This is a genomic window from Xanthomonas arboricola pv. juglandis (assembly GCF_001013475.1).
Classification (GTDB): Bacteria; Pseudomonadota; Gammaproteobacteria; order Xanthomonadales; family Xanthomonadaceae; genus Xanthomonas; species Xanthomonas arboricola.
This window is the reverse complement of record NZ_JZEF01000004.1, coordinates 426,711-440,389: the sequence shown is the minus strand read 5'-3', so window position 1 is coordinate 440,389 and position 13,679 is coordinate 426,711. Positions and strand designations below refer to the sequence as shown.

The following is a 13,679-nucleotide window of genomic DNA, read 5'->3' as shown; positions in this document are numbered from 1 at the left end:
GGTCCTTGCCCGCCCCCTCAGGCCTTGCTCTGGCGCGGCGGCGCACATCGGCGCCGCCGCGTGTCATGCAGCGGCGCGTTACCAGCCGAAGCCGGCGCCCACACCGATCGAACTGTCGTCACCGCTGAGTGCGCCGCCCACCGTCAAGGTGGCGCGCGGGCTGATCGCACGCTGATAGCCCACCGACAACGCCGACTCGCCGTTCTGGAAACCGACGCCGGCACCGACGCGGTTCTGCGTGGCGATGCCACCGACGCTGGCGGCCATGTTCAACATCGCCGAGCTCATCGCGCCCTGACGATCCAGGCGGCGGTTCTGCCTGCGCAGACGGTCTTCGATGTCACCTTGATAGGTCTCGAAGCTGTCGGCCATCGCGTTGTAGCGGCTGTCGGTATAGCTGTTGGCCGCGGCAACGCCGTTGTCCAGCTGGCCCTTGTTGACCGCATCGGTGGCACGTGTGCCGGCGGCCACATTGGCCACCTGACGCTCGCCGCCGACGCTGCCCACCGACACCGTGTTGGCACGATCGGCAACCGACCCCTGACCCAGCGCAACCGCACCTTGCGCACTGGCACGTGCGCCCTGGCCGACCGCCGTGCCGGAGGCCGCACTGACCTGCGCGCCTTCGCCCATCGCCACCGCATTGGTCGCCACCGCGGCAATCTGCGTATTGGCGCCGACCGCAGTGCTGCCATCGGCATTGACGCGTGCGTTGCTGCCGATCGCAGTGTCGTTGGGGCCATGCGCATACGCGCTGCCGCCGATCGCCGTGCCGGTCACGTGGTTGGCCACTGCGGCCGTGCCCACGGCGGTGGAGCTTGCGGCCGGGGTGATGCTGCCGACCACTGCGGCGGTGGGTGTGCCCTGCACGCTTGCGCCGCTATCGGCAACGGCGTTGCCCGATGCGCTCACTGCGCTCGCAGCCACTGCAGGCACCCCTGCAGTGCGCAGCGACAGCGTGCGTGCCGCAGTGCTGGCGGTTGCGGTACCACCGCGTGCATCCAGCTCGGTGACCTTGCTGTCCAACGCGGTCAATGCCGCACCGACGTTGTTGTAGCTGGCACCCTGGATCACGTAGGTCGGCGCGACGAACACGCCCTGCGCACCGATCGCCGCGCCACCGCCGAGGAAGCTGGCGGCGTTGCTGAGCGACTGGAACAGCTGGCCGCCGTTGATCGCATCGGTGCTGCCGGCGGCGATCGCGCCGGCGCCCAGGTTGACGATGCGCCGCGTAGCCGGACCGCCGCGGCCATTGCCGCTGCCCAGCGACACCACGTTGGCTTCGTAGGTGCGCGAGCCCGAGCCCAAGGCCACCGAATCGGCGCCGGAGGCCCCGGCATTGGCTCCCAGCGCCACGCCGTTGACCCCACTCTGGCGCACGAAGCTGTTGTAGCCCACGCTCACCGCGTTCTCGCCGATCGCATCGGTCTGGCGACCGAGGGCGGTGCTGCTGACGCCGCTGGCGATGCTGTCCACGCCCATTGCCGTGGCGCCGATCCCTGAGGCGGCGCTGCCCGCGCCCAGCGCCAGCGTCTGCCGCGCCGAAGCGTTGGCGCCCGCGCCGACGGCGGTGCTCTGCACGCCGCTGGCGACCGCTTCGGCGGTGCCCTGCGCCTTGAAGTGCATGCCGGTGGACCCGGCAGCGGTCGCCACCGCGTCGAGCTGGGCCTTGTTGACCGCATCGGTGCCCTCGGTGCCGGCAGCGACGTTGCTGATCTGCCGGGTCAGGCCCTTGCTAGCGTCGCCGACCGAAACCACGTTGTCGCGGTCGGCGAACGAATTGGCTCCCAGCGCCACGCTGTCGAACACCTTGCCGGCCTCGCCGCCGTCGCCCATCAGCCAGCGGCCGACCCGCGCATTGGCGCCCAGCGCGATCGAACCTTCGCCGTGCACCAGCGTGTTGCGGCCGATGGCGATGCCGTCCTCGGAATAGGCGATGATCGCGCCGCCGTCCTCGGCGCTGCACACGAAGCAGCCGACATTGGCGTTGGCGCCCAGCGCAATCGAGCCGATGCCATTGACCGTGGCGCGGTTGCCCATCGCCATGCTGTCGGCCCGGTAGGCCGAGGAGAACGCGCCCAGCGCCACCGAGTGCGAACCGGAGGCCCAGTTCTGGGTACCCACCGCCGTGGAGTACTCGCTGCCGGCGAAGTTGGCATAGCCCAGCGCGGTGGTGTAGTCGCCCAGCGCGTTGTTGGACGCGCCCACCGCGGTGGCCCGGAAGCCGGCGCGCGCGCCGTTGCCCGCCGCCGTGCCCCACTCACCGGTGGCCTCGGCCTGCGACCCCAGCGCGGTGGCCGCGTACTCGGTCGCGCGCGAGCCGGCGCCGACCACGGTGGTGCGGCCGCCGCTGGCCTCGGTGTCCGCGCCGACCGCGGTGTCCCGGTAGCCCAGCGACCGGGCCCCCGCGCCCAGCGCGGTGGACAGGCGGCCGCTGGCCTCGGTGTTGATCACTTCGATGCCGGCATAGGCCTCGCCCAGCGTGTCCTCGTAGACGTCGTACAGGCCGCCGATGGCCACGCTGCCGGTGCCGCTGGCGGTGGCGGCGGCGCCATTGGCGACACCGAACCGGCCACTGGCCTGCGCACCGGCGCCCAGCGCGGTGGCCGCCAGCCCGGTCGCGGCGGTCTGGCGTTGCAGCACCACGCCCGCCCGCCCATTGGCGGCGGTGTAGTCCAGGTCCAGCACGCCGCCGACCGCGGTCGAGGACGCGCCGGTGGCCAGGCTGTCCAGGCCCACCGCAGTGGCCGCGCTGGCGGTGGACACCGCGCCGGCGCCCAGCGCGGTGGCGCCGTTGCCGAACGCGTTGGCCGCCTCGCCCGCGGCCAGGGCGTCGTCGCCCTCCACGTAGGCGCCGGCATCGCTATCGGCGCTGCCGCTGGCCTGGAAGTACTTGCTGGTGGATTGCGCGGTTTCGGCAACGGCATTGAGCTGATCCAGATTCACCGCGTCGGTGCCCTGCGTACCGGCGGCCACATTGGTGATCTGACGATCGAACTCGTAGCCGGCGCCCGAACTGTTGCCGACCGAGACGGAGAACTCGCGCGTGGCGACCGAGTTGCTGCCCAGCGCGACGCTGTAGTCCTGGCTCGCATACGACGCAATGCCCAGGGCCAGACTCTGTAGACCGCCCGACACGGCGTTGTAGCCGACCGCGGTCGAGGAGATGCCCACCGCGAAGCTGTCGCCGCCGACCGCCACCGTGTAGGCATCGCCGGCAGTCGCGCCGGCGCCCAGCGCCACCGAGCCATAGCCGCTGGCCACGGTGGTCGAGCCGGTCATCATGTTTTCCGAGCCGATCGCGGTACTGTTGAGCCCGGTCGCCGAGGCCGCGAAGCCGACCGCCAGACTCTGGTCGCCTGTGGCCGTGGCCATGGACCCGAGCGCGGTCGACTGCGCGCCGTAGGCATTGGCGACGACGCCGAGCGCGGTCGACTGGGTGCCGGACGCGCCGGCCCCCATGCCCACGGCGGTCGCGCCGAACCCAGTGGCATGTGCGCTGGCACCCAACGCGGTCGCGGCCACGCCCGAGGCCTCCGCGCCCACCGCCACCGGGTTGCCCTCGGCATCGGCAAGCAGCGGATCGCCGTTCTCGTCCACCGCGACGCCGCCCACTGCAACAGCTGCCGCCGCCGTCGCCTGCGCCCCGGAACCGAACGCCGAACTTTCCTCGCCCGCCGCAAGCGCGTTCACGCCCACCGCCGTCGCCTGCGCCTCCAGGGCGTTGCTGCCGGCGCCCAGTGCGCTGGCCCCGCGGCCGATGGCGTTGCTCGCCTCGCCTGCGGCCAGGGCGCTGTCGCCTTCCACGTAGGCGCCGGCATCGCTGTCATCGCTGCCGCTGGCCTGGAAGTATTTGCTGGTGGATTGCGCAGTGTCGGCAACGGCGTTGAGCTGATCCAGATTCACCGCATCGGTGCCCTGCGTACCGGCGGCCACGTTGGTGATCTGACGCTCGTTGCCGGCGCTGCCCACCGAGACCGCAAAGTCGCGATCGGCCACCGAATCGGCGCCCAGCGCCACGCTGCTTTCGCCGGTGGATTCGGCAAAATTGCCGAGCGCGGTGCTGTTGAGGCCCGGTGCCCATGCCGCGCCGCCGAGCGCGGTGGAGAAGTCGCCGGAGGCTTCGGTCGGCAACAGGCCGAGCAGAGCGCCACCGACCGACACGCTGTTGTAGCCGCTGGCCACGCTGCCCTGGCCGGCCGCAACGCTGTAGTCGCCGGTTGCGGTGGCATCGCCACCCACGGCCACGGTATTGGAGCCGCTGGCGGTGCTGAAATTGCCCAGCGCGGTGCTGTTGAAACCGGTCGCACTGGAATAGCCGCCCAAGGCGGTGGAGTAGTTGGAGGTGGCCTCGGCACCGAAGCCGAACGCGGCTGCGCTGGTGCCATCGGCCACGCTTTCTGCGCCGACCGCAGTGGCCGACTCACCACTGGCGCTGGCGAAATAGCCCACCGCGGTGGTTTCGCTGCCATCGGCCACGCTCAGCGTGCCGGCGGCCAGGGAACCATCGCCATACGCACCTGCCGCCGCACCCAGCGCGGTGCTCTGCGCGCCGGCGGCTTCGCTCTCGCCACCCACGGCCACGGCGTAATCCCCGCTGGCCTGGCTGAAGGCGCCGTTGGCGATGCTGCCGTAGCCACTGGCAGCGGCGTTGTAACCGGCCGCATTGGCGTACTGCGCGGTGGCGCTGGCACCGCTGCCGATGGCGACGGCGCCGATCGCAGTGGCCTGGCTGCTGGAGCCGAACGCGCTGCTGTAATCGCCGTCCGCGGTAGCGTTGGAGCCGGCTGCAGTGGCGTCCTCGCCCTGCGCATCGGCGGTGCCGGTGCCGGTGCCGGCAAACAGACGCGCAGTGGTTTCGGCGGTTTCGCCGACTGCGTTGAGCTGGTCCAGGTTCACCGCATCGGTGCCCTCGGTACCGGCGGCGACATTGGCGATCTGGCGCTCGCCACCGACGCTGCCGACCGACACCGTGTTGTCGCGATCGGCAACCGCGCCGGCGCCCAGCGCCACGCTGTTGTCGGCGTAGGCCACGCTGTCGGTACCCAGTGCCGTGCTGCCCTGGCCCCACGCCACGCTGGCCACACCCACCGCAGTGGATGCAGCACCGTTGGCAAGGCTTTCATAACCGAGTGCGGTTGCGCCGCGCCCGCTGGCGATACTGCTGGCACCCAGCGCCGTGCTGTTATCGGCGAGCGCCGACGCATCGGAACCTGCCGCAACGCTGTCGGCGCCTTCGGCAATTGCGGTGCCATCGCCGGTGGCCACGAACGTGCGCGCGGTGGTGGATGCAACGTCGGACACGGCGGTGAGCTGGTCGAGATTGACCGCATCGCTGCCTTCGGTACCGGCGGCGACATTGGTGATCTGGCGCTCATCGCCGGCCGCGCCAACGGACACGGTGTTGGCGCGCGTGGCAATCGAATTGGCGCCCAACGCAACCGAGTTGGCGCCGCGTGCGGTGCTGTAGTAACCCAGCGCCGTGCTCAGCTCGCCGCTGGCCCAGGATTCCGGGCCGACTGCCGTGGCACCTTCGCCGGGTGCATAGGCGAAGTAACCCACGGCGGTGGCTTCGGTGCCGGAGGCTTCACTGAGCACGCCGACGGCGGTGGTGTAGGTACCCGATGCGATCGCCCCGGCGCCGAGCGCGGTGGACGCTTCGCCGCTGGCCTGGGTCTGCACGAAGAAACCCAGACCCGGGACGTAATCGACCGGACCACCGACTGCGGTGCTGCTGGTGCCGCTGGCGCTGGTCTGCGTGCCCACGGCGGTGGCGTAATCGCCTGCCGCATTGGCAACCGCACCGAACGCGGACGACTGCGCACCGGCCGCATACGCGCCGACGCCGAACGACGAGGCCGCGAAGCCATCGGCATTGGCGCTGGCGCCAACTGCGGTTCCGCCGACGCCGGCACTGGTGGCGCCGGTGGTGACCGGCACGCCGCCACTGGTGATCAACGGCTCGCCGTCTTCGTCCACCGCAGCGCCGCCAACGGCCACGCTGCCGGGGCCGTTGGCCTGCGCGTTATGGCCGAATGCCGCGCTGTTCTGCCCGGACGCGAGTGCATTGGCGCCGACCGCGGTGGCATTGTCGGCCACCGCATTGGCACCGGTCCCCAGTGCGGTGGTCGCCGTGCCCACCGCATTGGCGGCATCGCCGGCAGCCAGCGCGCTATCGCCTTCGACATAGGCGCCGACGCTGTCTTCGCCCGGAGTCGCCTTGAAGAACGTGGCCGTGTCTTCGGCCACATCGGCCACGTCGCGCAACTGCGCCACGTTGACCGCGTCGGTGGCGTTGACGCCGGCGCTGACGTTGGTGATGCGGCGCGTGGCCGGGCCGCCGCGGCCATTGCCGCTGCCGACCGACACCACATCGTCTTCGTGGGTGCGCGAGCCTGCGCCCAGCGCCACCGAGTTGGCGCCGGTCACGCCGGCGTTGGCGCCGAGCGCCACGCCGTTTTCGCCGCTCTGGCGTACGAAGCTGTTGTAGCCGATGGCCACCGCGTTCTCGCCGATCGCATTGGTCTGGCGGCCGATCGCGCTGCTGTTCACGCCGCTGGCGCTGCTGTCGGCACCGCTGGCGAGCGCGCCGGTGGCGCTGGCGCGACTGCCGGCGCCGACGGCAGTGGCGTTGGCGGCAGGTGCCGATGCGCCGCGGCCGACCTCGACCGATTGCGCCATTGCAGAAAGGGGGATTGCGATGCCGGCGCTACCCAGCGCCAGGGCGATCGCGGCAACCAGGCAACGGCTCTGGCGGCGGTCGATGAATGCGGCGGTGCTCACTGCGCCCGGGCTGTCGCCGCTGGCCAATTCCGATGCCACGGCCCACACGCCTAACGATTTGTTCCAGACCTTGCGATAAATCCGATTCATCGACGCACTGCTCCTGAATGTTGGGACTGGTTTTTTTGACGAACACCCACCATCGCGAGGGCCTTCCAGCCACTGCGATCCCCGTGGTGATTGGCGCCATGGGCCAAATGGCGGTGCGCGGGAAGCTGCACCCTGGATAGTCAAAAAGTGAACGCTACCCAACCATAGAACTGAGCGAAGTGTTAACAGCGGTCAAATCGGGCGTCAAGTTTTTGACAGAAAGCGAAGCTGAGTGTGTTTTCCATCACACTTCGGCTTGCTTTTATTCGTTTTTTGATAATTCTTTGGAAAACAGCGATCTAGATCATGTCTTGGAAGACATTCCCAAGCTGAATACGCATGTCCACAGCAGACAAAAAAGCCCGCTGGCAGGACGCCAGCAGGCTTGGTTGCGCAAAACCGCGCGCCGAACAGGTCAGGAATCGGGTCAGCGCTCCCCGCGCCGACGACTCAGCCCATCACGGTCCACAACGAGAGCGGTTTTACCCGCATCACTGCGCCAGGAAACCGACGTCAGCGCCCCCTTGCGCCGCCATGTGTCGGATCACTGGCGCGCCAACAGGCTCACTCCATCGAAGCTGCTGCCGTCGAGCCGGATGAAATAGGTCCCGGCACGCGGTGCGGTGAAGCGCACCGTCTGGCTGGTTCCGCTGCGGCTGGACATGCCGTCGTTGTCGTTCGCGCTCGGCGCGCGGCCCAGGGCGACATACAGCGCCGCCTGCCCGCTGCCGCCGAAGCTGATGAAGCTCAGCACCGCACCCGCGTTCGCCTCGAAGGCGAATACACCGGCATCGCCGGCCACGTTGGACAAGCCGCGCTCGGGCACGCTGTTGCGCAGCGTCTGCGCATCCAGCTGGCAGCCCAGATCGCCGCTGTCGCAGCGGCGCAGCGCGCGATCGATCGCCGCGCCGGCATCCACGATGCCGCTGCCGGCCGGCGTGCTCAACGGCAACTGCACCGGAAACGCGCGCGCACTGCGCTTGAGCAGGCGTTCCAGCGCCGCAGGTGTCAGCGGCGGCTTGCCATCGGCGATCAGCGCGCTCTGCACCAGTGCGGCAGTCCCCGCCACGTGCGGGGAGGCCATCGAGGTTCCGGCAAAGCCAGGCCCGATGTAGTCGAACTGGCCGGACGTGGGCGTGGTCTTGCCGGTGTAACCGGTCTGCCAGATCCAGCTGCCGATCGGGCCGTCGTACAAGGTGTCGGTTGCCAGATCGCGCGCGCCGCCGCCGGGTGCGGCCAGATCGATCAAGCTGCCGAAATTGCTGTAGTACGCCAGGCCGCCGGTCAGGCGGGTGGCCGCCACCGACACCACATTGGCGCAGTTGGCCGGCACCGTACTGGACGCATCCGAGCCATCGTTGCCGGCCGCCACCACCACGGTGGTGCCACGCGACACCGCACCGTCGATCGCCGCCTGCGTGACCGAATCGCAGGGGCCAAAGCCGCTTAGGCTCATGTTGATGATTTCCGCCGGGTCGCGATTGTCCGGCACACCTTCCACATGCCCGCCGGACGCCCACACGATGGCATCGGTGATGTCCGAAAACGACCCACCGCAGTGACCGAGCACGCGGACCGGCAGCACCTTGGCCTTGTAGGCCACACCGGCACCGCCAATGCCGTTGCCGGTGGTTTCGGCGATCGTGCCGGCCACGTTGGTGCCATGCCAGGAGCTGTCATGCGCTGCGGAAAAAATGCCGCACTCGCCGTCTTCGGCTTCCCAGTCGCCACGGTCCAGCGCACCCGCCACGCGTGCATCGGTCGGACGTCGCGACCGGCCGGCATCGGTGATGAAGTCGTAGCCCTGCAGCAGATTGCCGGCTAGATCCGGATGCGCCGGCAGGATGCCGGTGTCGATCACCGCCACCACCACGCCCTCGCCCTGCGCGATCTTCCACGCCGCCGGCGCATCGATGCCGCCGACCGGATCGGTGAGATGCCATTGATTGCTCGCCAGCAGCGGATCGTTGGGCAAGCTGCCGCCGCTGCTCTGCAACGGATAGGCGCGTGCATCGATCTGCGCATGTTCCACCGCCGGATCGGCTTGCAGCTCGCGCACCAGGCGGTCGGCGTCGCTGCGGCTGAGTTGCGTGGGCAGCCGGATCAACTCGCCACCCACCGCCAGGGTACGCACATGCGTCGGCGCGGCCTGCGCGCCGCTGCGCGCGGCCGGTGCCAGGCGCACTGCCGCGCGTGATGCCGCCGCAGTGATGGTGGCCGTGGACGCGGCGCCGACGTTGCGCGCGCTCACTGTGCCGCTGCGATAGGTGACGATGATGGCGTCGACCGGCGCGTCGCGCATGGCCTGCACCTGTTGCGCGCTGCGCATGCCGTCCGGTGTGGCCGCGCTGGCGATGCCGCTGGCGAGCGACAGCACGGCGCTGCAGGCAATGGCGAGAGTTCGGGAACGATGGGTCTGAATCACGATGACGTCCTCTTCAAGATGAAATGCAAATGAGTGAGCACGCAGCCGCCGCAAGCGCAGCCGCTGCGATGGCAAGACCTGCGCTACCAGCCGAAGCCGGCGCCCAGGCCGATCGACCGGTCGTCGCCGCTGAGTGCGCCGCCCACCGTCAAGGTGGCGCGCGGGCTGATCGCACGCTGATAGCCCACCGACAACGCCGACTCGCCGTTCTGGAAACCGACGCCGGCACCGACGCGGTTCTGCGTGGCGATGCCACCGACGCTGGCGGCCATGTTCAACATCGCCGAGCTCATCGCGCCCTGACGATCCAGGCGACGGTTCTGCCGACGCAGACGGTCTTCGATATCGCCCTGGTAGGTCTCGAAGCTGTCGGCCATCGCGTTGTAGCGGCTGTCGGTATAGCTGTTGGCCGCAGCAACGCCGTTGTCCAACTGGCCCTTGTTGACCGCATCGGTGGCACGCGTGCCGGCGGCCACGTTGGCCACCTGACGCTCGCCGCCGACGCTGCCCACCGACACCGTGTTGGCACGATCGGCAACCGACCCTTGCCCCAGCGCGACCGCACCTTGCGCACTGGCACGTGCGCCCTGGCCGATCGCCGTGCCGGAGGCCGCACTGACCTGCGCGCCCTCGCCCATCGCCACCGCATTGGTCGCCACCGCGGCGATCTGCGTATTGGCGCCGACCGCGGTGCTGCCATCGGCATTGACGCGCGCATTGCTGCCGATCGCGGTGTCGTTGGGGCCATGCGCATACGCGCTGCCGCCGATCGCCGTGCCGGTCACGTGGTTGGCCACTGCGGCCGTGCCGACGGCGGTGGACGTTGCAGCCGGGGTGATGCTGCCGACCATTGCGGCGGTGGGCGTGCCTTGGAGCGCGTTGCTTGCGGCAAGCCCGCTCGCCGTTGCGGTGACTGAAGACACGGCGCTGCCGGCCATGCCGTCAGCCGCCAGCGATGTCGACAGCAGGCCATCGTCTGTCGCATCTGCGGTAGTGGCGACAATTGAGGCGTCCGCAGCAGGGGCTGGCGCCGTTGCCACACGCGCCGCAACCGAACGCGCCGCAGCGCCAGGCGTCGCCGTACCACCACGCGCATCCAGCTCGCTGACCTTGCTGTCCAACGCAGTCAGTGCCTCGCCCACATTGCGGTAACTGCTGCCCTGGATCACGTAGGTCGGTGCAACGAACACGCCCTGCGCACCGATTGCCGCACCACCGCCGAGGAAGCTGGCGGCATTGCTCAACGACTGGAACAGCTGGCCGCCGTTGATCGCATCGGTACTGGCACCGGCAATCGCACCATTGCCGACATTGACGATGCGGCGCGTGGCCGGGCCGCCTCGGCCATTGCCGTTGCCCACCGACACCACGTTGGCCTCGTAGCTGCGCGAACCCGCGCCCAGCGCCACCGAATCGGCACCGCTGGCACCGGCATTGGCACCGAGTGCGACGGCATCACGTCCACCCTCGCGGGTAAACGCGTTGTAGCCCACTGCCAGACTGTTGTTGCCCAACGCATTGGATTGCACGCCCAATGCCACCGCCGCGCTGCCCGTTTCACCGACGAACACGCCCACGTTGGCATTGCGCCCGATCGCGATCGCATCGGGTGCATCCGCCTTGGCGTTGGTTCCCAGCGCGATATTGTCGCCATAGAGGATCGACGTATTGGCACCGCTCCCGATCGCGATGCTCCTGCTGGAGGTGGCACGCGCGTCATAGCCGATGCCGATGCCCTCCGCGCCCTCGGCAGATGCCAATGCCCCCAGCGACACCGTGCGCGGAGCGAACGACGCGGCGCTATGGCCGATCGCCACCGCGTCGGTATTGTTGTCGTTGGAGAACACGTTGGCGTTGTAGCCAAGCGCAACGGCGTAATCGCCGTCGCTGCGCGCACCGGCGCCAATGGCAACACCACCGACCCGGAACGCACCCGCCGGCCTGAGCGTGGAGCTGATCAGCGACATGCCGCCAAGCGTCACGCTGCGCTCGCCGGCGGCAACCGCCAGACTGCCCACGGCAACACTGCTCTCGCCAAGACTGGAGGCATTGAAGCCCACCGCCGTGGTCATGCTCGCATCGGCCCGCGCACCAAAACCGAAGGCCGACGCCGCCGCACTGCGCGCGGTCGAGAACGCGCCCACCGCGGTGGCGACATCATCCTGCGCACGTGCGCTGAATCCAGCCGCCATCGATTGCTCGCCGCTGGCCGCAGCCCCCGTGCCGACCGCGGTGGCGAAGCTGCGCGTAGCAGTCGCCCCGCTGCCCAGCGCCGCTGCACCGCGCGCCTGGGCCAGGGTGGCCTGTTCCTGCGCACCGACGATGGAACCCGCCGCATCGAACACCGGCACGGACGCGACGCCGCCCACTGCAACGGCCGAGGCATCGGCCGCGCTGGCGTTGCGGCCGACGGCCACGGCATCGCGCCCGAGCGCCAGACTGCCCGAACCCAGCGCATTGGCACCATCGCCGATCGCGTTGCTGGCGCTCCCCAGCGCCAGCGCATTGAGTCCGTCGACATGGGCAGCGACTTCGTCCGTATCGGTCTTGCCGATCGCCAGCGTGCTGTCGAGACGGTCGGCTACCGCACGCACGCTGTCGAGCTGGGCGACATTGACCGCATCGTTGGCCTCGGTGCCTGCCGCCATGCTGGTGATCTGCCGCGTCAGCCCCGCCTGCACATCGCCAACCGACACCGTGTTGCTGCGATTCGCGTAGGAATGCGCGCCCAGCGCGACGGCGCTGGAGGCAGAGCGGTTCCAGGCATCGTCGACAAAATCGCCCACACGCGCGCCATAGCCGATCGCCACCGCGTCGATGCCATTGGTTTGGGAATCTGCACCGATCGCGGTGTTGTTGCCGTTGAACCACGAGGTGCCGGCACGCGCGCCCAATGCGATGCTGTTTTCAGTGTAGGCGGTGCTGTCGTGACCGATCGAGATGCCACCATCGCCCATCGCCAAGGCGAAACCACCCAGCGACACCGTGCGTGGCGCGAACGAACCGGCGCTGTGGCCGATCGCCACTGCATCGGTATTGCCTGGCGCATTGGGAAAGATGTTGGAATCGTAGCCAATGGCAATCGCATAATCGGACTGGCTCTGCGCACCTGCGCCGAGCGCGATGCCGCCTGTTCCGGTGGCAGCGGTGATCGAGCCGGAGTTGCTGATGCCACCGACCACCACGCTCTGCACGCCACTGGCCAATGCGGTATCGCCCACCGCGATACTGCTGCTGCCTTGGCTGCGCGCCCGGTAACCGAAGGCGGTGGACGTGTCTCCGCTGGCACGCGAACTGTAGCCGCCGGCGGTGGAAAGAAAACCGCTTGCCGTGGACAAGCCGCCGATGGCGGTAGCGCCATCGTTGAAGGTCTGTGCGCGATAACCCAGCGCCGCGCTCTGCACGCCAGTGGCGCTGGCGCCGCTGCCAACGGCGCTGGAAAACGGATCCCCAGCCACTGCACCGCCGCCGACGGCGGTGGCCCCCACACCGGACGCCTGCGTGGCCTGTTCGCGTTGCCCGATGACAAATCCGGATGCGTCGTAGTCGTAGACCGTTGCCACGCTGCCGACGGCGGTTGCCGATTCCCCTGCGGCCGACACGTTGTGTCCGATCGCGGTGGCGTCGCGCTCCAAGGCCAGGCTTCCGCCGCCGAACGCGCTGGTTCCATCGCCCAGCGCATTGCTCGCATTGCCCAGTGCCAGCGCATCCTGCCCATCTGCAAACGCCGGTGCATCGGCATCTGCCGCAGGCGTTGCCAATGCTTGCGCGCTCGCTGTTGCAGGCGCGGCGCTGTCGCTTGTCGCCGCATCGGTGTCGCAACGCTGTTGGCCTTGGACGACCGTGCAATGTGCAAGCGCGTCGGCTTGGGTGGTCGTGGCCTGGGCAACTCCAGCCATGCCGGCAAGCGCCAGCAGCATTGCCGCCGCCAGCCTGCCGCGCGCATGCCCCGCAGATCGATATAACGCTTGATTTCCCGCATCGCGGGCAAGCCTTACCGTTCGGCGATGAGCACCCTGCTCACCGCCGGCATCCAATTGAATTCGCTTCATTAACGACTTACTCCCCATTGGTCTGGCATGTAAAAACCGACCACCGTGCGGTTGCATCGCACGGTCCCCCTGAGGTTTATCGAAAACGCACTCGCCCTGCTTCTGCAGCGGGAACTACCCGCGCAAAAGCATCCACGATCAATCCATAAAGTGCTGCAGAAACGCCATGAATCGAAGATTCATAACGTGGTCTGAATCTATTGAAAAACCAAAAGTTCAATTGAGATTGACGTCACACAAGCAGCATCACCAGATACTTCGACTAAATACCTAGTAGTTTTGATAGTTACTTAAAGTAAACCATGTTTCGACCTTCACTAAATGCAGTT

General features: G+C 68.7%; 3 protein-coding genes. All 3 read right to left on the bottom strand.

Annotated features, from left to right (window positions below; all coding sequences use genetic code 11):
• Window positions 1–78: 78 nt before the first annotated feature.
• Entirely contained in the window at window positions 79–6,873 is a 6,795-nt protein-coding gene (locus tag XARJCFBP2528_RS16845; RefSeq protein ID WP_047124905.1) for an ESPR-type extended signal peptide-containing protein, read from the bottom strand.
• Between the two features lie 544 nt (window positions 6,874–7,417).
• Complete coding sequence (locus XARJCFBP2528_RS16840; RefSeq protein ID WP_374057768.1) at window positions 7,418–9,202, bottom strand: S8 family peptidase; 1,785 nt, start codon at window positions 9,200–9,202, stop codon at window positions 7,418–7,420.
• A gap of 179 nt (window positions 9,203–9,381) precedes the next feature.
• Complete coding sequence (locus tag XARJCFBP2528_RS16835) at window positions 9,382–13,350, bottom strand: YadA-like family protein (RefSeq protein WP_047124904.1); 3,969 nt, start codon at window positions 13,348–13,350, stop codon at window positions 9,382–9,384.
• Window positions 13,351–13,679 lie beyond the last annotated feature (329 nt).

Bases quoted from the DNA above. Each gene is read 5' to 3' on its own strand.
- XARJCFBP2528_RS16840 (WP_374057768.1), bottom strand. From the start codon at position 9,202: ATGCGCAGCGCGCAACAGGTGCAGGCCATGCGCGACGCGCCGGTCGAC.
- XARJCFBP2528_RS16845 (WP_047124905.1), bottom strand. From the start codon at position 6,873: ATGAATCGGATTTATCGCAAGGTCTGGAACAAATCGTTAGGCGTGTGG.
- XARJCFBP2528_RS16835 (WP_047124904.1), bottom strand. From the start codon at position 13,350: ATGAAGCGAATTCAATTGGATGCCGGCGGTGAGCAGGGTGCTCATCGC.